This is a genomic window from Enterococcus sp. AZ095a (assembly GCF_050546735.1).
GTDB classification, from domain to species: Bacteria; Bacillota; Bacilli; order Lactobacillales; family Enterococcaceae; genus Enterococcus_D; species Enterococcus_D entomosocium.
Genome location: NZ_CP172953.1, coordinates 1,801,476 through 1,824,174, shown reverse-complemented (window position 1 = coordinate 1,824,174; position 22,699 = coordinate 1,801,476). Strand labels below are relative to the sequence as shown.

Annotated in this window: 27 protein-coding genes; 5 read left to right on the top strand and 22 right to left on the bottom strand. The window is 41.5% G+C overall.

Going from position 1 to position 22,699, the window contains the following annotated elements:
- Positions 1-12: 12 nt before the first annotated feature.
- The 3 genes from IGJ26_RS08465 to IGJ26_RS08455 all read right to left on the bottom strand — a co-directional run bounded on the left by IGJ26_RS08465 (position 13) and on the right by IGJ26_RS08455 (position 1,790).
- On the bottom strand, positions 13-807 hold the full coding sequence (locus tag IGJ26_RS08465; RefSeq protein ID WP_005235915.1) for a hypothetical protein: 795 nt from the start codon (positions 805-807) through the stop codon (positions 13-15).
- Entirely contained in the window at positions 797-1,336 is a 540-nt protein-coding gene (locus IGJ26_RS08460) for a sigma-70 family RNA polymerase sigma factor (protein ID WP_005235917.1), read from the bottom strand. The genes IGJ26_RS08465 and IGJ26_RS08460 overlap by 11 nt, the downstream gene beginning before the upstream one ends.
- Positions 1,337-1,397: 61 nt before the next feature.
- Positions 1,398-1,790 carry a hypothetical protein gene (locus IGJ26_RS08455; protein WP_086299434.1) on the bottom strand — a complete coding sequence of 131 codons (393 nt, stop codon included), beginning with the start codon at positions 1,788-1,790 and terminating at the stop codon, positions 1,398-1,400.
- A gap of 161 nt (positions 1,791-1,951) precedes the next feature.
- Here IGJ26_RS08455 and IGJ26_RS08450 point away from each other — a divergent pair, with 161 nt between their 5' ends.
- Positions 1,952-3,196, top strand: a complete 1,245-nt coding sequence (locus IGJ26_RS08450; protein ID WP_086299435.1) for a glycosyltransferase — start codon at positions 1,952-1,954, stop codon at positions 3,194-3,196.
- Between the two features lie 15 nt (positions 3,197-3,211).
- Here IGJ26_RS08450 and IGJ26_RS08445 read toward each other — a convergent pair whose 3' ends face one another.
- Positions 3,212-3,697, bottom strand: coding sequence for an AmiS/UreI family transporter (locus IGJ26_RS08445; RefSeq protein ID WP_005235922.1), 486 nt, complete (start codon positions 3,695-3,697; stop codon positions 3,212-3,214).
- Positions 3,698-4,039: 342 nt separating this feature from the next.
- Between IGJ26_RS08445 and IGJ26_RS08440 the strand changes: the two genes are divergently transcribed.
- Positions 4,040-4,294 carry a LexA family protein gene (locus IGJ26_RS08440; RefSeq protein ID WP_016620130.1) on the top strand — a complete coding sequence of 85 codons (255 nt, stop codon included), beginning with the start codon at positions 4,040-4,042 and terminating at the stop codon, positions 4,292-4,294.
- Positions 4,295-4,326: 32 nt separating this feature from the next.
- Here IGJ26_RS08440 and IGJ26_RS08435 read toward each other — a convergent pair whose 3' ends face one another.
- Positions 4,327-5,313: a DNA/RNA non-specific endonuclease gene (locus tag IGJ26_RS08435; RefSeq protein ID WP_016611790.1), complete on the bottom strand. Its 987-nt coding sequence runs from the start codon at positions 5,311-5,313 to the stop codon at positions 4,327-4,329.
- Positions 5,314-5,722: 409 nt separating this feature from the next.
- Here IGJ26_RS08435 and mgtE point away from each other — a divergent pair, with 409 nt between their 5' ends.
- Positions 5,723-7,087, top strand: coding sequence for a magnesium transporter (gene mgtE / locus IGJ26_RS08430; RefSeq protein WP_016611788.1), 1,365 nt, complete (start codon positions 5,723-5,725; stop codon positions 7,085-7,087).
- A 152-nt stretch (positions 7,088-7,239) separates the two neighbouring features.
- The gene (rsgA, locus tag IGJ26_RS08425) at positions 7,240-8,181 is read left to right on the top strand and encodes a ribosome small subunit-dependent GTPase A (protein ID WP_016611787.1); all 942 of its coding nucleotides are present in this window, start codon (positions 7,240-7,242) and stop codon (positions 8,179-8,181) included.
- Positions 8,182-8,494: 313 nt separating this feature from the next.
- On the opposite strand, the gene IGJ26_RS08420 is transcribed toward rsgA, so the two are convergent.
- From IGJ26_RS08420 to IGJ26_RS08405, 4 genes are all read right to left on the bottom strand, one after another.
- Positions 8,495-8,848 carry a DUF2200 domain-containing protein gene (locus IGJ26_RS08420; RefSeq protein ID WP_005235929.1) on the bottom strand — a complete coding sequence of 118 codons (354 nt, stop codon included), beginning with the start codon at positions 8,846-8,848 and terminating at the stop codon, positions 8,495-8,497.
- A gap of 96 nt (positions 8,849-8,944) precedes the next feature.
- A complete protein-coding gene (locus tag IGJ26_RS08415; RefSeq protein WP_005226077.1) occupies positions 8,945-9,232 on the bottom strand; it encodes a hypothetical protein in 288 nt (95 codons plus the stop codon).
- Complete coding sequence (locus IGJ26_RS08410; protein ID WP_016611786.1) at positions 9,229-9,507, bottom strand: hypothetical protein; 279 nt, start codon at positions 9,505-9,507, stop codon at positions 9,229-9,231. The genes IGJ26_RS08415 and IGJ26_RS08410 overlap by 4 nt, the downstream gene beginning before the upstream one ends.
- Positions 9,508-9,543: 36 nt before the next feature.
- Positions 9,544-9,912 (bottom strand): hypothetical protein, encoded by a 369-nt coding sequence (locus IGJ26_RS08405; RefSeq protein ID WP_016611785.1) that lies wholly within the window; start codon positions 9,910-9,912, stop codon positions 9,544-9,546.
- 213 nt (positions 9,913-10,125) lie between these two features.
- Here IGJ26_RS08405 and IGJ26_RS08400 point away from each other — a divergent pair, with 213 nt between their 5' ends.
- The gene (locus IGJ26_RS08400) at positions 10,126-10,512 is read left to right on the top strand and encodes a hypothetical protein (protein ID WP_016620132.1); all 387 of its coding nucleotides are present in this window, start codon (positions 10,126-10,128) and stop codon (positions 10,510-10,512) included.
- A 160-nt stretch (positions 10,513-10,672) separates the two neighbouring features.
- On the opposite strand, the gene IGJ26_RS08395 is transcribed toward IGJ26_RS08400, so the two are convergent.
- From IGJ26_RS08395 to pheA, 13 genes are all read right to left on the bottom strand, one after another.
- Positions 10,673-11,083: a hypothetical protein gene (locus tag IGJ26_RS08395; RefSeq protein ID WP_016620133.1), complete on the bottom strand. Its 411-nt coding sequence runs from the start codon at positions 11,081-11,083 to the stop codon at positions 10,673-10,675.
- A gap of 1,363 nt (positions 11,084-12,446) precedes the next feature.
- On the bottom strand, positions 12,447-12,599 hold the full coding sequence (locus tag IGJ26_RS08390) for a hypothetical protein (protein ID WP_008379912.1): 153 nt from the start codon (positions 12,597-12,599) through the stop codon (positions 12,447-12,449).
- 120 nt (positions 12,600-12,719) lie between these two features.
- Complete coding sequence (locus IGJ26_RS08385; protein ID WP_016611778.1) at positions 12,720-13,568, bottom strand: sce7725 family protein; 849 nt, start codon at positions 13,566-13,568, stop codon at positions 12,720-12,722.
- Positions 13,569-13,583: 15 nt separating this feature from the next.
- Positions 13,584-14,252: a hypothetical protein gene (locus tag IGJ26_RS08380; RefSeq protein ID WP_034872648.1), complete on the bottom strand. Its 669-nt coding sequence runs from the start codon at positions 14,250-14,252 to the stop codon at positions 13,584-13,586.
- Positions 14,253-14,339: 87 nt separating this feature from the next.
- Positions 14,340-14,978 (bottom strand): hypothetical protein, encoded by a 639-nt coding sequence (locus IGJ26_RS08375; RefSeq protein WP_429947598.1) that lies wholly within the window; start codon positions 14,976-14,978, stop codon positions 14,340-14,342.
- Between the two features lie 136 nt (positions 14,979-15,114).
- Entirely contained in the window at positions 15,115-17,382 is a 2,268-nt protein-coding gene (locus IGJ26_RS08370; protein ID WP_275626680.1) for an AAA family ATPase, read from the bottom strand.
- A gap of 18 nt (positions 17,383-17,400) precedes the next feature.
- Entirely contained in the window at positions 17,401-17,880 is a 480-nt protein-coding gene (locus IGJ26_RS08365; RefSeq protein ID WP_005235941.1) for a DUF6530 family protein, read from the bottom strand.
- Positions 17,881-18,069: 189 nt separating this feature from the next.
- Positions 18,070-18,327 (bottom strand): TfoX/Sxy family DNA transformation protein, encoded by a 258-nt coding sequence (locus IGJ26_RS08360; RefSeq protein ID WP_005235943.1) that lies wholly within the window; start codon positions 18,325-18,327, stop codon positions 18,070-18,072.
- Positions 18,320-18,862 (bottom strand): GNAT family N-acetyltransferase, encoded by a 543-nt coding sequence (locus IGJ26_RS08355; protein WP_008379907.1) that lies wholly within the window; start codon positions 18,860-18,862, stop codon positions 18,320-18,322. The genes IGJ26_RS08360 and IGJ26_RS08355 overlap by 8 nt, the downstream gene beginning before the upstream one ends.
- 177 nt (positions 18,863-19,039) lie before the next feature.
- Positions 19,040-19,888 carry a DegV family protein gene (locus tag IGJ26_RS08350; RefSeq protein ID WP_005235946.1) on the bottom strand — a complete coding sequence of 283 codons (849 nt, stop codon included), beginning with the start codon at positions 19,886-19,888 and terminating at the stop codon, positions 19,040-19,042.
- Between the two features lie 93 nt (positions 19,889-19,981).
- Positions 19,982-21,256 carry an LCP family protein gene (locus IGJ26_RS08345; RefSeq protein ID WP_008379906.1) on the bottom strand — a complete coding sequence of 425 codons (1,275 nt, stop codon included), beginning with the start codon at positions 21,254-21,256 and terminating at the stop codon, positions 19,982-19,984.
- A 116-nt stretch (positions 21,257-21,372) separates the two neighbouring features.
- Complete coding sequence (locus IGJ26_RS08340) at positions 21,373-21,843, bottom strand: GNAT family N-acetyltransferase (protein WP_005235950.1); 471 nt, start codon at positions 21,841-21,843, stop codon at positions 21,373-21,375.
- On the bottom strand, positions 21,818-22,699 hold the full coding sequence (pheA, locus tag IGJ26_RS08335; RefSeq protein ID WP_008379903.1) for a prephenate dehydratase: 882 nt from the start codon (positions 22,697-22,699) through the stop codon (positions 21,818-21,820). Before pheA ends, IGJ26_RS08340 begins: the two co-directional genes overlap by 26 nt.

Here is a 22,699-nt window from a genome sequence, read left to right as displayed (position 1 = left end):
GGCAGTCTTTTTTTATGGCAAGATATTCTTACTATACAAAAGGGAAATGATCATACCTATATCCAATAGATCCTTATAATAAAATCCTTTCAGTGGACCAAAGTGTAAGAAAAATCCGAGAATCAGTAATACAAACAGCAGCAGGAAGAGCAGGTTGAAAATGGTCATCAAGCGAAAACTGAAATGCCAATTACTCAAGAAATACTGATATTTGGCTGCTCTGTAAATTTTGTTTTGAATTGGAATTTTCTTGAGTGCAGGGATCGATTCATGATAGGACGTAAATAATTCGTAGTCTTTTTTCGTCAGCACTTCTGAGAAAATGTGCGTCCCCGCTTGAAAGTCGAAATAGCCCCAATGGAATTGTTCTTTATCCTCTGGTGATTCGTGCTTCATCAGCTTTCTTGGCTTGATGGTGAACGCCTTGATGTTCTCATAGGGGTAACTGAAATAGGTGTTACTTTCTAAATAGTCGATGATGACCAGAAAAAGCATTCGGGTTTCTGTGAAAACCAACAAACGATTGCCGCGGGTATCATGAAAGATGTCACGGTATGCTTTTGCTTTCTCAGTTGTTGCATACGCATAGGCGCCAAGCCCTTGGTTGGCGAAGGCGAGGTTTCCATCTGGCGTCAAAGGCAGATAGCCAAGAATCGTTTCGTCTTTTGCTAAAAGCGTCCGAAGCTCCTCTAATAGATCTTGCAAGAAAACATATTGTTTGGACAGCTCGAAGGTTGTTGCTTTTTCTTGTTCAGTTACTTTTATCAGTGATTTATTTTCATTTAAGACTAACTGTTTAAAATCCATCGATAGTCATCCTTTCTTTTAAGCGTTTGCGGCCACGGGAAAGACGATTGTAGATTGCTGAGACATTTAAGTCCGTCTGCTCTGCGATGGTTTCGGGTGATTCCTGATAAAAATAGTAGAGCAGAAAGATCCTTTGATCAAGGGCTTCAAGGTCTTCAATAAAGCCCAAAAAGTTTTCCTTTGTTAAAGGTGATTCTTCAATAGCTAGTTCCTGCTCATCAACAGGTTTTTCTTCCAATGAGCGCTTGTTCAACTTTCGCTTGTGGTCAATCGCACGACTACGACTGATCAAAAGCAGCCAAGTAATCAAGCGGCTTCTGTCAGGTTGATACGCAGCAATCTTTTGCCAAACCTCGTAAAAAACTTCGTTCGCTACATCTTGGCGCTCGCTCACTTCATGCGGTTGGGAGAGGACACTATGAATCGTCCTCAGCATGCTATCACCATAAACAGCTAACAGTTCTTCTAAGCCGGCATAGTCTTTCTTTTTGATTCGTTCAATGATTTCTTCATCCTGCACCTTCTTCACCCCTTCACACTATATACGAAGAATTTTTGCCTTTTCTATCAGAAAAAGAAAAAAACCTCTGTTAACGAGGTTTATGATCTTTTGCCAGTAGATCTGTTGCCAAGCGCTGTGCCAAATACTCCCAAAGAATGCCACCAAAAAAAGCGCCTATCATATAAAGAGTAGCTGCTTGCAGCTCCAATGGATTATTTGCTAGCCAGAAAGAAAACAGCGAGCCGATGATGAATAGGTAGCTGCCAAAAAGCACTTGCCGCCACGAGCGTTTTTTAACAAACTTGCTAATGAGAAAGGTTGAAAGGATCATCAAGAGAATTTGGATGAATGCCAGAGAAGGAAGAAGTGCAAAGTCAGAAACAACCATTTCCCTCAATTGTTGAATCAAGAAAAAGAAAGCAAAGAGAATGAGCCCGCGTGAGAATATACTAAGCTGCAAGGAAGATATTTTTTTTCGCATTGGTTTACTCCTTGAAAGGTTTTCTTTATTATAGCAAATTTTTAGTTAAACAATGTAAAAAGATGAACGAGAAGGTCTGCAAAAAACTTCTCCTAAGTATGCGCTCTTTTAGTATACTTGAAAGAAACGAGTGGATGGACTCGATACATGAGGAGGATTGCATGCCAATGATTCTTTTTGCACCTGCGGTATTCAACTTGGCTGAAACGACACGGATGATCGAAGTCGCTAAACAAATGCAAGGAAATCACCACTGTGAGTTCTTTGGTTTTTCAAAGACCTTTGCTTCACTTATCATTGAAAGTGGTTTTACGTACCATTTATTGACGCCGACTCTGACAGAAAAACAAGAGGAACAGATCATAAAATTAGATCAACTGCGCTCATTCAAAAATCCCTTCACCAAAGAGATGGTTGCTGCGCGTATCCTGAGCGAAAAAAAACTGGTCGACAAGCTTGCTCCTCAGGTGATTGTAACTGGATCGAATGTCACGATCTTTCTATCTGCTCGCAGCAAACAGATTCCCTTAGTCTACGTAAAACCCTATGCGATGAGTGATCCCTTTTTTCGATCAGATAGCGCGTTTATCCCTTCTAGTTTGCGTTTCTTCGGACCGTTAAGGAAACCACTTTGGTATTGGACAAGAAAACAATTGGTAAAATCCCGCTGGATGCCCCGAGCATTCAAACACGCTGCCCAAACAGAAAAACTTTTTATGCCTGAAACGAGCTTACGAATGATGGACGCTGATTTAAATCTCATCACCACTCCTGATTTATTTTTAACGAAAGAGCAGCTGCCAGAAAACTATCAAATCGTTGGGCCGATTTTTGCGAAGCTCGGGTCTTCTTTACCAGACGAAGTGTTGACTTTTATTCAACAAAAGCGGCGGGAAAGAAAACGAATCGTTTATTTTGCGATGGGCAGTTCGGGGAATCCGCGCATGGTGCGAAAAATCTTAGCTTTCTTGCGAAACCGTTCGGAACTAGCGATCATTGCTCCGGTTACGCATCTACTCAAGGGGAAACACAACGTCTCAAAGAATTTGTTCCTGACCGAATATCTGCCAAGTCATCTATTGCATGAGCATATCGATTTTTCTTTTATCCATGGTGGGGAAGGGACTGTTCAAACAGCTTGTGCCTCTGGGAAGCCGTTTATCGGAATCGGGATGCACTATGAGCAAAGCTGCAATATTCAGTACTGCGTGGCGTATGGCAATGCAATTGCACTGACAAAACCAGTAACTGAGAAAAAGCTGGAAACTGCTCTGACAGAGGTTGGAGATCTGAAGATTTGCCAACAAGCCTGCCAGCTAAAGAATCATTTCCCGACAAATGGTCCTCAGAAGGCGATGCAGGAGATTGAGCACTTTTTAGAAATAAACAATAGTGATTATCATTGAGATAATCACTATTGTTTAATAGAGATCTAATAGCATCAGCAAACCTGGGACCCACGTAGTGAAGATACCGCAAGCGATCGCAAAATAATGAATCTTACGACCAAAGTTTACCTTCACGATCGTATCCAAAAAGCCGCAAAACCATAATGCTCCCCATGTTAACCAAATCAGTGCAAAAAGGGGATCTTGCTCCCATTGCCAAGAGACCCAGGCAAAAGGCAAGGTATTGATGGCTACGAATAGCGCAAAAATTCCATAAATCCGTAGATCCAAACCAAAGAGATAAATAATTCCTACTAGTAAATACGTGAAGGCAAAGAGAAAGCCTGTGCCTGCTTCATAATAAGCACCTTGGAGCATATAGATTAGATTGATAATGAAAGATAACGAACCTGTAAAAAGATTAATTAAAGCAAGTGAACGATAGTCAATGTGAAGTAAACTTCCCCAGCCGTTGATTATCAAAGTAATTCCTACAAAAAATAAGCCGATCCCTAACATAAAATCCTCCTTTACTTAAATTTAGAATAACAAATTCCAAGAAAAAATAATACCTTTATTTATTTTTTATGTCAATAAAAAGGAAAATAATTTTCAAATTTACTATTTTTTGCTGTTAAATTTGATAAAATCAATAACAAAGAGCGCTGCTTGCCGATGTTTTTCTCGTTAAGGGGAAAATTCCAGCGTTTAAAAGGAACTTTAACTCGTTGGAAGAATGGGAAAAGAGAGAGGAACAATAGATTTTCAGTGTATTAATTGGACAAAAAGCTGACGAGGCAGTAGCTTATCGGTTTTTACGAATTTGCAGCAGTGAAGACTGTTTTGCGGAAAGGAGGAATTATGCCGAGAAAAGATCGAATCTTACTTTTTATTGACGAATATATGCAAGCTCAAGGTTGCGCACCTACCATACGAGAAATCTGTGCCAATGAAGAGATAAAAACAACTTCTTTGGTTTATCGTCATTTATTGCGTCTTGAAAAAAGAGGCCTGATTTACCGAGCTTATCGCTTTAAGTCACGTTCGGTTCGTTTTACAGACGAAGGGAAGGCCTATGTCAAAGTGTTGCGACAAGCACAAGCCAACGAAGAATAAATAAAACCAAAATAAAAAAGCCTAAGGCTTTTTTATTTTGGTGCACGGTAGCCGGCAGCTTCCGCTTCAGCGATGGTTTTGAACCATTCTTTCGGGTTGGTAGTATCCTCGTAGTATTTAGATCCGGGCAAATGATAGATGCCGCTTCTTGATCCTTTGATCAAACCGTTTCCTTGTTGATCGACATATTCTTTCTGTTTTTCCTCTGTTTCACTGCTTTGAGAAGTGGCTGTTGTCGTGTTGTTTTCACTACTTGTAGCATTCTCCGGCTGCGTCATATCTTCGTTGGAAATCTCGCTGCTACCATCCGCATAGTTGATTGTGACACCATCTTGGATGTTGAAGATATAATAGTTGAATTGGATCGTATCCTCGCCAATAGATTGGGCTTGCATCTGTACCCCACGGGCAACCAGCTCGTCATCGCGATAGATCGGGGTGACGGAATATCGGACATAATGATTTTTATCTTGCTTGAGATAATAGTTGATATCCATTTCTAAGCGCAACATCTCGGGATTGTTCAACTGACTTGTCCCTGTGATCAGATTCTTCCAGTTTGCATTTTCGCCAGCTAAAGCAAAGCCAATCAAGTGGGTTCGATTATATAAATATTTCCCATTGGGGAGCTGTTTATTACGCCAACCTGTCGGTTTCACACTGGAAATATCGCCACGCTTTTCCGTGGGCATCAAGGATTGATTCAACATTGCTTCAGCAGAGGTCGCACGATTGAGGTGATCGAGGTCGCCGTATGCTTCCCAGGCGCCATTTTCAAGGGAAAGATCATCTTCTGAAAACTCAGGAATGTTCTGATTGACTTCAATCGTTTGGGTGCCTTGGTAAGTTAACTGTGCCAGCTCATCTGCACGAATATCCTTAGCAGAAGTGATTGCCACTTCTGATGATGGTGTTTTGTGATTTGGGAATAGATCATTACTGTGTAGGAGACTAAATCCGACTGCTGCGAGTGCGAGAAGCGCAGTGACCGATCCGATAAATGTTTTTTTCTTTGCCATCTTTTTTTGCCTCTCTTTTCATTGATGTATAGTTAGCATAAACGGGGAGTAAAAAAACTGCAACCCATTCATCATACCATTTGCATGGAGCGTTTTACAGAACTTTCAGGTTTCTTTTGCTTTTTGATCTCAAATGTTCTTAACCCACTTTCTTTACCAAGGGAACATGCCTGAATGGTTTTTTTTATTTGCAAGTCAAATTTTTCATGTTTTAAAAAAACTATGTGATATAATGAATAAAGTTGTTGCTATTTCCCTTTGATGCTTGTTTTAATAACAGGCATCTCCAGCTGCGGAACGAAATTTCAGCTGTATAGCACGCAACCTTCAAACGAAAGAAATCTGGACAATTTTCTGAACGATTTCCTTTCTTTCTTTGAGCAAAATTACAGGAGAAGGAGTGTATCCCATGAACCAGCAAGAAACCATCTTACATTATTTAAATCAGAAAGACTCTGAAAAATTAAAAGAACTCGTATCAGGAATGGAAGAGCTGCCGCTGTTACAATTGTTCAGCAATTTATCCGCGGATGAAAAAGTGATCGTTTTCCGACTATTACCAAAAGATAAAGCACTTATCCTGTTTGAAGATTTGACACCAGCTACACAACAACACTTATTACGCTCTTTCACCGATGAACGGGCAACCGAGTTTGTGAACGAAATGGCACCAGATGTCCGAGTAAGACTCTTGGATGAGTTGCCAGCGACCGTAACACAAAAACTTTTACAATCAATGGCACCGGATGAACGTGCTGCAACAAACCTCTTATTAGGGTATGAGGCTGAGACTGCTGGACGTTTGATGACACCGGAATTCATCACATTGAAAAAAAATATGACGGTCAATCAAGCGTTAGAAAAAGTGCGAATGCAAGCCAAAGAAAAAGAAACGATTTATACGCTTTATGTTACTGATCAAACGAAAACATTAGAAGGTGTTTTGTCGCTGAAAGATCTCTTAATGGCGCAAGGGGATCAACTCATCAGTGAAATCATGTCCCAAAAAGTTATTTATGTTACCACGGACACGGACCAGGAAGAAGCGGCACGTTTGCTAAATGAACTAGATATCATTGCGCTACCAGTCGTAGACAAGGAATCGCGAATCGTTGGGATCATCACTGTCGATGACGCCATCGATGTCATCGAGCAAGAAACGACAGAAGACATGTTTAATGCCGCTGGTTTAGTCGATGTTGCTTCTAATGAAGCAGACCGTAGTAACGTTCTGATCAACGGCACCCTTTGGCAAATTTGGAAAGTCCGATTGCCGTTCCTAGTGATCACTTTGGTTGCCGGTCTTTTAGCTGGGGTAGTCATTGATGAATTTGAACAAACATTGGAATCGGTGGCAGCCGTTGCGATTTTTATCCCTTTGATCATGGATATGGGTGGAAACGTTGGTACACAGTCCTCAACTGTTTTTGTTCGCGGGATGTCATTAGGGCATATTGATCTTTCGACCTTCACTCGCCATTTCTTTAAAGAAGTTTGGATCGGCTTAAGTCTAGGTTTGATCGTAGGGGTCATCTCTGGGGCTGCTGCATCACTTTGGCAAGGAATCCCGATGTTAGGTGTGGCTGTTGGTATTTCGTTAGTTTTTGCCATGACCTTAGCCGCAGCACTTGGCTTCTTAGTCCCGTTTGTACTGATTAAACTAAACATCGACCAAGCAGCCGGTTCGGCACCGATCATCACATCGATCAAAGATATCGCCGGCTTGTTTATCTACTTCGTTTCAGTAAATGTTCTTTTGGGTCATTTGCTTTAGCATACTGTCCGTTCCGGTGGTATAATAAAGCGACATCACATGATGAGCACAACATAGAAAGGGGAAATGTCTTATGACAAATCAAATGAAGCAACATCAACTCGGAGGTTTCTCTTTTTAAGTGCGGCCTCCTAACTAACTGGAGGGAAATCATGGAAAAACAAGGAATTGTGGTCTTTCAGGCCAAAGATATTGCAAAAGTCCGCTTGACCACAGGAGAAGAATGTTTAGCAACGGTTTCAGGAAAATTTCGCCAACAGGCACTAGCGCCAAAGGATTATCCGATCGTTGGTGATTTTGTACAAGGACAGGTGTACGATCAAGATCATTTCTTGATTGATGCTTTGCTGCCACGAAAAAGTTTTTTACAACGAAAAGTAGCTGGAAATCGCACGGACGAGCAAGGCATTGCGGCGAACATCGACACAGTTTTTATTGCAACTAGTGCCAATGAAGAATTCAATTTGGCTCGGTTAGAGCGCTTTGTAACGATCGCTTGGGACAGTGGGGCTAATCCGGTGATTCTCTTGACCAAAGCCGATCAAGTTACTGCTGATAAAAAAGCAGAGCTGCTGCAAGCATTAAACGATGCATTTGGTGTGAAAACATTTGCTACGTCCATTTTTGAACCAAACGAATTGCTGATGGAAACGTATTTTTCTGACGGACAGATCAGCGCATTTATCGGTTCATCTGGGGTCGGAAAGTCCAGCTTATTAAATCAGCTTATGGCGCAAGACGTTCAAAAAACCAATGACATACGAGAGGATAGTCGAGGACGACACACGACGACGAGTCGCCAGTTGTTCACTCTGTCCTCTGGCGCAATGATCATTGATACTCCTGGCATGCGGGAAGTTGGCATCAGTACCGTCCGGTCAGCTTCGATCGACCAATCCTTTGAAGCGATCAGCCAGTATGCTGAAGGTTGTTTTTTCAGAGACTGTCGTCATGAAACAGAACCGAAATGCGCGGTCAAAGCGGCCATTGCTGCCGGTGAACTTTCAGAAGAAGCTTTCGCCCGCTATCGTAAAATGGAAAAAGAACTGGCGTATTTGAAGCGAAAAGAACAGATCAAAGAATTGAAAAAGTAAAAGTTAGCACTCCTTTCTTTAAGAGGAGTGCTTTTTTGTACGTGTTAAGAGAGTCTTGTTGAGTAAAGAAGAGGGACGTAGACAATGTCCTTGTGTTTTCACGAAAAGTCGGCCAATTCCACTGGGCACTACATGCTAAATGGTTGAACTAAGCTAAGAACGCCTGTCTGGTTGAAAGCTACCGTCAAGAAAGTCAGTATAAAAAAACACAGTGGGGTGTTTTCCCACTGTGTTTTGAGCAATGATTTGCCCCTGCCAAGGTATTTCAAGTATAAAGCGTTGATTCTTAAATAGCAACTCGAAAAAAATCGCCTCATTCAGCAGAGCGCAGAATTTTCGTCATGGCTTTTCCTTTCGCCAGTTCATCGATCAGTTTATCTAGATAACGAATTTCTTGGACCATTGGCTCTTCGATCTCTTCTACCCGAATGCCGCAAATGACACCAGTGATCTGCTTTCGTGCGGGATTGAGCTGAGGGGCTTGACTAAAAAAACGTTCAAAAGAAAGCTCTTCATTCATCTGTTGCAGCGTTTCTTGGTCATAACCGGTCAGCCAGGTAATAATCTGATCCACTTCTTCTTTTGTTCGATTTTTCCGCTCTGCTTTGGCAATATATAGGGGATAGACTTTCGCGAAACTCATTTGGGTGATCTTTTGATTTTTCATGATATACTCCTTTAGTCTTTACACAAAGTATACTTTATTTTCTTCGTTTTGCCGAGATTTTCGACACTTGTTGTGTGCCAAAAATAGGCGAGGGGACTAAAGAATGATCTTTTCTTCTTGTTCACGAAACCCTAGAACTTTTTGACGTGACTCGCCATCCCAATAGAGTAAGTCCAAATTCTTATGCAGCATTAGCTGTGTATATAATTCTTTCAGCGTCAGAGCGGGTTTTTTTGGTTCAAAAAATAAAATCAATTGGTTATGGCTATCTTGGGCGATCGTCGTAAAAGGAATCAGGTTTTCTTTGTAAGTTAAATAAATTCCTTGGTAATCTGCTGCACTCGACGACGTTGTCAGTGCTGTCAAGAGGTCTCTTGCTCTCATAATGAACCCGCCTTTACTGTTTTTTGTCGATAGGCATCGATATCCAACATGATTTTCGTTTTGCCGTACACCGTATACTTTTGCACCACGAATTGACGGCGCTTATTCCAATAGCCGCCCACGGTTAGAAACATACCGTCATCAACATCCCCTAAAAAATTCAAACTGTGTTTCGCAATCAAACAGTTGGTGGTACCTAGTGTAAAGCGGACCAAAGGGGAGGGGGCAAAGGAGACGATTCTTATTTTTGAGACAGATCCTTTTTGTGTTTCCATCAGGTATTCCTCCTTTAGTAAGTAGTAAAAAGCGGATCATTCGTTGAGATCAAACCATTTTTTCTCTTCATAAAAAGCAACGTGACGAATCTCATCATAATGGATTTTTTCCGTTGTTTCTCCCGTCAAATAAATACCTAATGGGTCATAACCGCTGATTTTCCCGATAATATCTGGAGGATAGCCGCCTTCTTCATTAACTTCTTCTCGTTGGATCGCCACAGTTAGGTTCTTTTTCATGGCTTCAAATAAACACTGATTGATTTCTTCCGTTGTGAGTGACGGCTTAGGTGGACAATCAAACTTACGTGTCGGTTCCTCTTCAATTTCAGTTGTATGCTCAGATAAAAAGAATCCTTGCCACTTTAGCTTTTTTCGATCTTCATATGGTTGTAGCATACCCATAGCAATCACCTCTTATCTATATAATACAAACATACGTTCTCTTTTGTAAAGCGAACAGATTTTTAAATTTCTGATTCTTCTATGAAACATCTAAAAAGGGCATCAAACAAGGGGCTAGTGGTGGGTATCGTTTTTTTGCACTATATCTGTTATAATTTATCCTGAAGCGACGATGAACGCTTTGGAAAATAGCTGGCGAAAAAGGAGAATAGTATGTCTGGATTAATCGTGGTCCTGCTTACGATCTACTTTGCAAGTAGGAAAGATAAAGAACAGTGGCTTTTTGATCGCAAACGATTGACTATTCTGGCGCTTATGTTTGTGATCGTCGGCATAAGTTGGGGCTTAAATGACAAAATAATGAAGGATCCTCTGAACCAAAATATTAGAAGTAATTTACTGTTTAATTATTCGTTTCCCTTATTGATATGTATGCTAGGTTTATTTATCAAAGAAATACCACGTTGGGGACGGATCGTGACTTTGTCATTTGGCTTTATGATTTTCGGGTATTTAGCTTTGCACTATTTGATAGGTTTTCACAACCCGTATTGGGAAAATCTACAGCTAAGTCCATTGTATTGGCTGCCAAGTGACTAGCCATACGAAAGTATCGCCAATGGAAACGCAAAAAAGCACTCCCTTTATTGAGTGCTTTTTTGCGGCTAAATAACTGCAGCAAGGTGTTTCTTTTCCCAAAAAAATAGGTTAGACCTAAGTAACGAGGGGATCATATAAGGAGAAGTCATGACTGTTTAAATCAAAACGATTGATTCTTGACTAAACCGTGTCTTTTGATCATTGCCAAAGTAAAATATGCGATGAGCGTTCCTGCAATACCAAAAAGTAAATCGATTCGATCAGGGGTGTTCATAAAGCCAAAGACAGTCTCGCTCAATAGATTGGCAATGAGTAAGAGCAGGGTCAATAGCGTGACGGCTTTAAATGGCGCACCTACGAGAAGCCAAAAGTACCCCAGTAAGCCAATAATCAAACTAATCGAAAAATTGGAGATATGAAGATAAAAGTCAGCATACCTCGAAGTAAAGAAAGAAATGTCCAAGTACTTTGATAAATAGAGGAAAAGGGCTGTGAACACGAAAAGTAAGTAGAGGAGTGACGCCCATAGCTTTGGTAAAAAGGCTAGCTTTAATTGATTATTCGTTTTCATTTTTATTCTCCTTTTTAGGAATTGTCAGCCATACTTATGAAATTGCTTTTATCGGGTATTAATTACACAAATGGAAAAACAAGCTGCAGACTAGGCAAATCAGTAGTCTGCCTAAAATGAGTTGAGGTGATAAAATGACAATAATAAACAATGAGCGATTATGGTTAGGCTTAGGGGTAGAAATTATTTTGCTCATATCATTCAGCATGATTATGTATTTCATCCTGACTAGTGGCAATTTGAAGCAAAGTCCGTTCACCAGTCAACGAAATGGAAAAATAAGCTTCTGGATAGCTGCTGGTTTGATTTTACTTGCCAACGAAATATCCTAAGTTATCTACCTGATTTTAGGGTTCTTTTTTATAGAATCATGTAACGGGTATTTGTTAGCATTTGCAACATCTAAGCACTAGTGTTAGAACTTTGAAACGGATTGGCTATATATGAATAAAGTTCGAGAAAAAAGCTCAAAGATTTTCAAAATGATTATAGCATACAATCAAACCGATTGGTTCGTAAATCAAGGCTAAGGCTGATAGCTTGAATCTGTATTTGCTGAGATAAAGAAAGTAGGACGACGAATCCGCAAGTACTTGCTACCAGACAGTTATCAATCTGTTAATCAGCAAATCAAAAAAAGAATCTGAAGAACATGTAAAACAAGAAATTCTTAGTTTTAATTGAATTTTAGGTGCATTAGCGACAATCTACTGATAAAAGTCATTCGGAGGGAGGTAAAATGATACAAAATTGTTTTGAACTATTTAGAATGGCACGAACCCTTTTTTGAATGTAACTTTGTATAATATATATTATGTAAACTAAAATAAAAAATTTTTTGAACACCGTATTTAGCTAGTAATTGTGCGACTCTCCTCTCTCTTATTCATGATTATTTCCTTCACATTAACCTAATTAGCAGCATAATCCAAAAAAACGGTTATTTAAGCGATAGTTTAGGATTTTTGTTTATTTTACGACTGACAAGAAAATCAATTGACAAATTATATCTGTACCTTTGTCTGTATTTGATCTTGTTGATCCTTGAATCTTTGAATTCAAAGATAGTTTGCAGCTGCTGGCCAATCTCAATGAATCACTCAATGCTTAATGAATCGCTGTTCACGATTTTATCAGTAATGATTCGTACATAACCCAGCCAAATTTGTGCTAACTAAATAGCCTAATGGGAATCTTGATCACAGGCAAACCAGCAACGATAAACAAGAAAAGTTGAGTTGCGTTCAGTTTTCACCTAAACGGATCCAATTCCCATAGCGAGTCCTAATCAAGGGATCACAGTCATCTAAGTACAATTTTCTTTTTGTTGCTGCTAATAAAGCAATGACAGCTACGGAAAGTTTCAAACTATGTAATACAGGATCGCCGAAAAGACAATGATCAAAACGACCAAAACAATGATTAGTTGATTTAAACGTCGAATAAGCAGGTTTTTCTTATTTTTTTCAAATTCTTTTCCTTCATTTCGATAATATTCTCTATCTTTTGTTCCCACGAGCGCCAACTCCTTTTCCCTGATTTTATCACTATCCTGAAAACAATGGGTGCAATCAAGGTGTTTTGTACAATAAATGGCAGTATTTTGTTAGAGCTTACCATCGTATACGTATAGAGACTAAATAAGACGACTGACGAGTTCTAAGTGATTCATAACCGCAGCTTTCCGAATAACGCCCATACCTGGAAACGACCTTTGCTGATAGGCAGCAATTAATAGCTGCAGCCCAGCTGTTTGTGTAGGATACTCTTCTTCATGCTGTAACAAAGCTTCCATGACTTCGAAAAACTTTTCTTTCTGATTTGGTAATTCTTCCTCAGAAAATAAGTGAACGATTCGCAAATCTTGCTCAGTTGTCGGATAGATCCAATGCAAAACCAACCGCTTTGAGGGATAACTGTGCTCATAATAAATTTTGCTATCGACAGAAAAATCACTAAACCCAGCATAACCCAATTTTTGATAAAGATGATGGGTTTTTGAAAACCCTTCGTCCGGACATTCTGTATAAAAACTATTTTTAGGTAAACGGGTAAACGGATCTTCCATCAGTAGTTTCGGGCCGTTGATTTTATTTAACAAACGAAACTCTTTGCCTACCAGCACCGGCAGTGTATTTTCCCGCCAATCACTAGCGAGTGCTGGGTCCGCTTGATGAACGATCCAAAGATCAGGCGTTTCTTCCACTGTTTCAATGGGTCGATCTACGATCATTGCTTTAGGGGCAGCAACATTTTGCAACTCTGCTAACCCCTCTGCAGTCAGAAAAGCCCCAGCCTGTGGATTGCGAACAAGATAAAAAGGATGCTGCTTCCTTTGAAACAGGTCAATGGTCGTCCAAAACGTTTTTGATTGCTTGACCGGTTCAATGATCGGCTGGATCGCTTCTGACAAGCGATCTTGTTCCAACAGTGCTTTCAACGCCAATAAATCAAATTGTTTTCCACGAATATACGGGAAGTACATCTTCTTCTCTCCTTCTTACTTGCCTGATAAAAAACGTTTTTCCAGCGCTTCATAGGCTGCTCTCGTAGCGGCCAATTCTTCTTTCAAGGCTTCGATCGCTTGCAGCTGAGTATCTTCAATAAATCGATCATAGTAATTGACTCCACCACCGAACAAGTCATACTCAGGCTGGCGTTTCTTCAGTTCTTGGTACAAACGTTCTGTTGAAAATACCCGCAATCCTCGAGCAGTCTGTTTTGCTTTGCCGACTTCTCTCGCTTGTGCCGAAATCAACCGAAACAATAAGCCATTTTCTGGAACCTGCAGCTCTTGCCGTTGGGGTTTCTTTTCGACACTGAAATACCCTTTGCTGCCCGTTTCTTTTTCAAGAAATGCATGATAGACCAAAACACCAATTGTAGGTGCAATCTGATCTTTGACTTTTTCATACAAAGACTTGGGTAAGACAAAATAATTATAATTCCCAATAAAGGATAGTTTTGCTTTTGAGCGAAAATCTGCCAAACTAACTTTGAGTTCGTAGCAACGCCATTCAAATGTATTTTCAGTCGTCAAGCGACAACTCAAAGTATCCACGATGCCGTGATCATCTGGCATGACTACCTCTTCTACCACAATATCACTGTTTTCACGACAATAATAATAAAGTGCCTCTTCCATTTCTAAAGTTAAGGATGTCTTCACAAATTCACGACCTTTGTCTTGTTTCACCTATTATAAAACATATGTTCGCATTTTAAAAGAGGGAAATAAAAGCAACCTATCATCCCCTCACTCATTCGGGCATCCGTTACCGAGAATCTCTTCAACCGTCCTCTTTGTACCGCGGAATCGTAACAAAAAAAGCAGCAAGAGCACACCAAGTTGCGTGATTAATAGACCTTTAAAGGGAAATTCAAAAGTAAAGCCTGCGGGAAGATGAAAGAAATGAAAAAAATCCTGCAGTGCTTTTTGACTAAGCCACAAACCGCTGACAAGCCCTATCAAACCAATAACAATGCTTTGAATGCCTACAAAGAAAAGCTCTTCTAAGGTGACCACCAACGGAGACTGTCCTAACAACAACCGAATACTCAGGGATTGCTGCTCCTCCCCCATCAAATGAAAACGATACATGTGATTGCAGTGCCATAAAAAGGCGGCGATCAATCCTATAGCTAGAATGCTAAGTACGAAGCGCAGCAAATGCAAAAAGAAAAGCCAACTGGCATATGTGAGATCCATCTGATTCTCACCACTATTTGTTTCGTAGTGCAGCCATTGGTGAAAAAAAAATAGCCAATTCTCTGCAAAGATAGCAATGATCAGTAGAAGAATCGCCAATACACCACTCATCAGCAAACTGCGCCTACGAAGTGCTGCGTGCCAGCCGAATTGGCAAGGATAGTAGAAGTACCGCCATTTGTTCATGATAGCCCTCCTTTTGGCGTCTATTTTACAGAACTTTTCAAATTTAGACAAACATCTTCTTGTTTACATAATATAATTATGAACAAAAAAGAGTGCGGCACGTAGCCCACACTCTTTTCCTTTTAGCTATCGACGTCTACAAATACCTTGTCAGCAGCTGCAACAAGCGCTGCGGAAATTCTGTTAGATTGGAAAGATCAATAAAGCGTTCTTCCCCATAAATCGCTTTGATCACCTCTTTGTCTTGGCCAATGGCAGCTGCCAGAAACAGCACCCCTTGTCGTTCATAGTCAGCGATCACTTGCTGAATATCTTCTTTGGCTTTTACCCCTGTATAATCAGGAAGAGCTTTTGGCTGGCCATCACTGATATTCAAGAGTAATTTAGTGGTTGCCGGCTGATGAGCGAGCTTTTCAGCTAGCACGCGCAAGACAGCCCCATCACGGTTATTTTGCCGAGGCTTCATTGTCATGAGTTTCTCTGGCACAAATTCAAAGCCTTCATTAAATTCTTTGTAAGCAAAAAGCGAGGTTTTTTCACGAGCGGTCACGTCCGCTGTATCGCCATAGATCATCAATGGCAAAGATAAACGTTCGGCAAAAGCATTCACCGCTAAGACCGCCTGTTGCGCATACAATATCCGATCTTCTCGAATCATCGAACCCGATTCATCGATGCGCAAAGCAAGAGCTAAGGAAGGCTGTTCATGAGGTGGATTCTTCTTGTCAAAGGTCCGGAAATCTTGATACGCAACCTTGCTGGCATCAAAGCGTGTGCCGCTGTACTTACCTTTACTGTATGCCGAAGCTTGTTCATTTTCCAATACTTCTTGGGTTTGCTTGATCAATGACTCTACGATCGGCAGCAACGGCTGCAAACGCTGTTGGGCTTCAGTCGCTTTTTCTAAATCGACGGGTGGTCGATGAACGATCAGCCCTTCTTTGGCATGGATTGATTCTTTCAATGCTTGTCGTGCTGTCTTTGATGCCGTGGTTTTCTTTTCTTTCTCCTGGGTTTCATACGCTTCGATCGACAAAGAATGAGCAGCAGGAGCTGCCTCTTGTGCCTCACTCCCAGCTTTTGCTTGGCCATCATGACTATTGCGTTCCAGTTCTTCTGAAAACGTCGCCTCAGTTGCTGCGTTTTTCGCTTCTTGTTTGTCAGAATCACTGGTTTCCATCGTTTCCGCCTCAGTTTCTTGATTGGGCGTCTCAAGGACTTGTTCATTTTTTAGGACGGGCGTACCTTCTTCCACTACATTGCGCTGGTCCGCCTCTTCGCTGCTGATTCGACGCCCTTTGATTTGTTGTTTAAAAGCATTTAGTGGTTGTCCAGAAAACAAAAGTCGCAGTTGCGCCAATAACCCTGAAGCTTCTAGTGCCTGTTGTAACAGAGAAAGCTCATTTGGATCGGTGGTGATTTTGTATAGCACTTTGCTATCAATTGCAGTAAAAGGATCTTGTCCTTGTTTGACTGCATTTAGCCAATAAAAATAGGAACGCATGCCCGCCACCCCTTTGATGGCATTGGCTTTGGCGGTCACGTCTAGCAAGCGTATGATCTCAGCCATTTTCTCCGCAGTCGTTTTGTCTGGATAATTGGTTTTGGCAATGCCTCGCTGCACCATGACTGCCAGCTCAGGTAAATCCATTTTTTCAGCATGCTGCATCCGGTCTCGCAAGGATTCGTTCAAGGGGCGGTTGCCTTGGTAATTCCGATTCGTTGTGATGATCACCACACAGTCAGGGTGTCGTCGGACGAAGCCAGTCGGGATATTCAGCATTCCATTTTGTTCAAGGGCCGAGTTTAGTGCCACTAGTACCGAAGCATCACGAATGACCGTTGGCTCTTGAATCTCAAGCAAGTAGCCTTTTTCCAGCGCCCGTACGATTTCGGAGGGATAAAATTTGTATTGAATCGTAGGTTGTTGATCACTGGTTTCGATTCGTTCGATCAGTTCTGCAAATTTCGCCCGTGCCCGCTCACGAGTCAGGGAAAAATGCCGCTGGATCAACCCCAAAACATCTTCAAAACAATCACTTTGATAAATCGCATCCAGCAAGTCCTTGTCCTCTTCTTGGTCGGTGTTGATCACTGGTAATAAAGCACCAAACACATCTGACTTATCCATATCCGCAAAGCAGGTGATTTTGGTGTAGGGCAGTTGCAGGTCGGCAGAAAGTGCCTTTGCCAACTGGGTCTTGCCGGAACCAGCATCGCCTTCCAACAACACATTGAAGATCTTCATTTCTGGATCCGTCCAGTTCAACGCGATCTCTGAAGCGATTCGCAGTTCTTCGGCACTGGTCTGATGACTTTGTGGTTTCTTCCAAATCATTGTTTGTTCTAATTTGCTAAAAGCGCGTCCTTTCGTTACGACAAAAGACGGTTGAATTTGTGTCATGGTAATCTGCTCCTTTTCTTAATAACCTAGCTCATCCAAAAGCCGTTTTAGGATTTTGAAGCGTTCACCATAAAGTTCGCCATCTTTTTGCAAGGAATCATAAAAAAGTAGAATGTCTTCATCGATCTTAGGATTTTCGGTGTCTACTTCAACGGTCATACGATTTCCTTGTAAGCCAATGATCTCGATCAACGGATTTTCAGGATCGTAAAACTTTTCATGGCGATAAGCCTCTTGAAAATACAAACTGGATTGCGCCACTAAGATTGCTAGATCTAAGATTCTAGTGAGCGGTAGTTCTTCTGACTGACGAGACCATTTTTCACCTGTGTGGCGCCAAACCTTGCCTGAGATATCGACTTTTCCCCGGTCGTTCCATTGTGCCAATCCGAGGGAAAGGCCTTTTGCATCCGTATGTAACGCATTTTTTCCGTCAACAGTATCATAGTCTTCCACTTTAATGACGGGCTTATGTTTCAAGTTTTCTGGTATTTTCATTGTTCTCACTCCTTGTTTAGTAAATTACTAATTTACTAGATAGAGTAAGTATAATGAGGAAGCTAGTTTGGGACAAGCAAAAGGTCTTTTCTAGTAGCTAGGGACAGATGTCTATAGAAAAAGCACTTGATAAGAAGTATCTAAAAACAAACGCTCTTAAAAAGTGCTTTTTTATGACGCATTACTTCACTAGCTCAATTGATTGAAAAAAAGGCGCAATTCTTGCTTTCTCTGACTTGCAAGTTGGGCTTTGGGAATGCCTTGGATCGCCCCTTCAATACCATAGAGCATATGGAGGCAAGCGCCCGCATCACATTGTTGGCGGATCGTCACAAAAATGGCTTCGGCCGTTTTTGTGCGCAATTGTTCAGGGGTACTGATGCCGATACGAACCAGGTGATCCGCTAAAACTTGGCCTACATTTGGTAACTTTTGCAGTTCATTCATAGGTTTCTCCTTTTTGATTGTTGTCATCCTGCCCGTCTTCCTCTTGACGAATCAACGCATAGAGTTTCATATCTAACAGCTGATGGTTTTTCTCCGCATGCTTTCGCAAAACGCCTTCTAATGTAAAACCTGCCTTTTCCAACACACGACAAGAGGAATGATTCTTCGCAAAAGATTCAGCAGAAATACGAACGATAGTTGAAGTAGTAAATATATAGTCACATAGTTGTTGAACGGCTTGTGTCATCAAACCTTTTCCCCAGTACTCTTGTGCAATAGAGTAGCCAATCTCAGCCGTTCTATAATGGATATTTTCTTTGCGAACAGCACGGATACTGCCGACTGCTCGGTCATCCACAGTGATTGCAAAGGCAAATTCTGCTTCTTCCACAGATCGAATATAGGCTTGTGCATCTGCGACCGTATACGGGAATGGCAACCCCTCCCGTAAATAATCGTGGATGGATTGATTATTTAACGCATGGGCTAAATCTTGCGCATCGCTCATTTGCCACCTTCTTAAGGAACACTTCATAGCAATTCCTCCTTTGCCAGTCCTTCATTTTGATCCTATTGTACGAGTTTGTGTGATTTTTTACAAGCGAATCTCAAAAAAGCAGAAAAAAGAACCAGCTAGACGAACGTCTAACTGATTCTTACATACATTGTCTTGAGGAGATAATGGCGTGAATAAACATAGAAAAAATAAAAATTATTGCGCTGAAATAGCGATGCCAATGGCTTTTTCCCCTAAATGCGTGCCGATAACTGGTCCGAAGTGACCAATCTCAATTTCTGCATTTGGGTATTTCGCTTGTAGCTTCGCTTTTTCTTCTTTCGCTACTTCTAAATTATTGGCGTGGATTACATAAAATTTAACAGGCAATGCGATTTCTTGCTCCCGTTGACCAATGATATCTTCCGCGCGATTGAATGCTTTTTTGCTGGAACGAATGCGCTCGTAAAGCACAATTTTTCCTTGATCAAAGGTCAAAATCGGTTTGATTTTTAATAATCCGCCAATCAAGGCTGCTCCATTGGTTAAGCGACCGCCACGAACCAAGTTATTCAAGTCGTCAACGATCAAATAGGCATAGGTATTGTCTCTGATAGTGTCCAGATGGGAAATGATCTCTTCTACGGTTTTGCCTTGACTTGACAGATCAAGAGCGGTTTCTACCATGTGCCCCATCGGCATACTTGTGATTTTCGAATCGTAAGGAATGATTTGAACGCCTTCGATTTCATCGGTAATTCCATAAAGCGTTCCGATAAATCCAGAGATACCGCTTGATAAGTGGATACTAATGATCGTGTCGTAACCGCGATCTTTCAATGACTCATATAAGGCTAACACTTCTCCTAATACCGGTTGAGAAGTGGTTGGGAATTCTTTGCTGTTTTTCAACAAAGCGTAATACTCATCAGCTTCAATGTCGATGCCCTCATTGTAGACTTTTCCATCTAAAATAACAGGGATCGGTATGATAAACAAATCTTCATGGTTTTTGATCCGTTCCGGCAGATAAGCTGTACTGTCAGTAACAACGGCTAATTTCATTCTTTTTCCTCGTTTCAACAAATTTCAAACGTCATTAATAATATAGCATAAATTTACTTACTTTCAAATGGTTTTCAGAACTTTTCATTCTGCTTACTCATTAAGAAAATTCCTGATCGCTTGTTGATTGGTTTCAAGATTGACGACTAACACACTTCCGGCACTCGCACTTGAACCGTATTGCCAAGAGTCAGCGACTGGGACAGTCAAGCTGTCGACTCCTCCCGCCCCTCGAGCAATCGAGAAGGTATTTTTTAATAGGAAAGACATTGGCAGGTTGGTGGAAGCATAGCCTAAGACTTTTCCAGCTGCATAAGGCAATTTTAAAATAGCTAAAGGATTTTTCATTTCGCTAAAGATCGCATCCATTACTTGCTGCTGTCGTCTTACACGACCGAAGTCACCTTCTTCGTCCATCCGAAAGCGTGCGTATTGCAACAGCTCAAGCCCATTCATTTGTTGTTGCCCTTGCTTGATGGCAACTTCAAGATTTTTACTCATATCTTTTTCCGCGTTGATAGCAACGCCTGAGGGAAACAATGTGTCGATCACTTTTTCAAAGGAACGAAAGTCAACTTTTGCATAATAGTTGGTTTCTAGCCCGAAGTTCTCCGCTAACGTTTGTCTAACCAAATCAGCACCACCAAAGGCATAAGCCGCATTGATCTTGTTTTCGCCATAACCGGGAATCGTAACTAAAGTATCCCGCATAAAGGAAAGTAGCTTCGGTTGCTTACTGGGACCATCTAATTGCAAAACCATAATAGTGTCTGCTCGTCCAGCTTCTCCTTCACGACTATCACTACCAATGAGCAATATATTCCGAGCACCATTTGCAGCGGCCGTACCATTAAAGGTCTCTTCATCAGTCGTAGCAAAAGCAGCGTCACTTCTTGCGACTTGCTGACCGACAAGAAACGCAATCAATGAATAGGCAAAAAGCACCAATAGTACCCGAACCACAATACGCAGAACTGGGTGCTTCCGCTTTTTCTTTTGTTTGGGTTGCTTGGTCTTCTTAAGCTTTGGCGGTTTTTGTTTGCTTTGTTCCTGGCTTTGATGCATCGCAGGCCCCTGAGCAGATAGCGGGGGGATTGCGCTTTTTCGTCCCTCAGATTTTTTTGCTCCTACTTGTGACTGTTCTCGGAAACTTTGGGCCACACGAGGGTCGCTTGCCCTAGACTGCTGGGTGTTTTGATAAGAAATGTCTCCTACCCGCTCATCAGCAGACGGAGTAGAATCGCTCGGTCTGACGCGCTGGTTTCTTCTTTTGGCTTCTCTGCGGGCAAAGATACTTTCTTTGGCTGCCTCACTGGATTCCTTTTCTAGCCGCTCATGCAGTTTTTTATTTTTTTCCATCCTGCTCATTGCTTCTGATCCTCCAACTAAAAAATAGCTCTCTGTCTATAAGGATACCCTAGACCTTATAGAAAGAAAGCTATTTTCTGAAATTTTAACCTTTTTCTAGGAAATTTCTTCATATTTTACCTTAGATGCTTTGATGCACCTTGTCGTATGCTCACAAATCCTGCTTGCTCATAAAATGATTTCACTTGGTTTGCCGACCAAAAGTTTAGTGAGAGATCATCGAAGCCTTTTTCCAGCGCAACGTTTTCAGCAAATGCCAACAATTGTTTTCCAATATGCATCCCTTGGTACCGAGGGTCAACAGCGATCGCTGCAATTTCCAGCCACTTTCGTTCATGCATCATCGCATTTTGTGGCAAACAGACCTCTTGAAGATGCACAAAGCCACAAGGCTGGTCCGCCAACCAAGCGATAAAAAAGTGGTGGCTTGGCTCTTGCAGCTGCTGTGTGATTGCTTGTTCAAATCTTGACTGATCAAAGGGCTTAAAAATCGTTGGGTACCATTGATGGTGCTGTGTTTGGATCTCTTTATGAAACGTTGCTAAAAGGGTTTCATCTTGGCTAAATTTTATTTTGACTTGAGTCATTTTTTGTCACTTCCTCAACAACATTTACGGAATACACGCCGAGAAGATGGACTTGACCACCCAACAACTGAATCTCTTCAAAAGCATTTACAATCAGTTGCCACGGCTTGTCCATCACCAGATCGATCACGAAAAAGTATTCCCCTAAGGTGGTTTTTGAAGGCCGCGATTCAATTTTGCTTAAATCAATTTCTCGCCAGCCAAAGGTTGCTAAGATTTTGTGCAAGATCCCCGGTCGGTTTGCTGGGAGCGTCACAAAAATCGTTGCTTTCTCAGCAGTCTGCTCTGGTAACTGGGTGTTTGCTGCTTTCTTCGTCAAAACCCAAAAACGGGTTTGATTAAAGGCAACATCTTGAATATTGGTTTCTTTGATCGTTAATTGATAGGCCAATGCCGCTTCTTTGGAAGCAATCGCCGCAACTGCTTCTTCTGGATGTTTTGCTACGTAGGCTGCTGCAGTCGTTGTGGAAGCAACCGCCTCAACAGTAGCTCCAGCAAATCGGGCTTCGATGAAGTCGGCACATTGCGCTAAGGCTTGCGGATGAGAAATAATCTTAGTGATGGGACGGTTGTCTTTTGCTGTTTGCTGAGAAACTAACAATTGATGATTGATCGGTAAAATAACTTCCTGTTCGATGCTCAACTGATTTTGACGAAAGAGCGTATCAATCGTGGCATGAACAGACCCTTCTAATGAGTTCTCGTTCGGAACGACCGCGCGATCGATCACGCCGTTAGCTAGCGCTTGAATACAAAGCGGAATCGATCCATAGGGGATACAGGTATTTTCCGGATAAGCTTCTTGCGCAGCTATATGCGTAAAGGAACTTTTCGGTCCTAAATAACCAATCTTCAT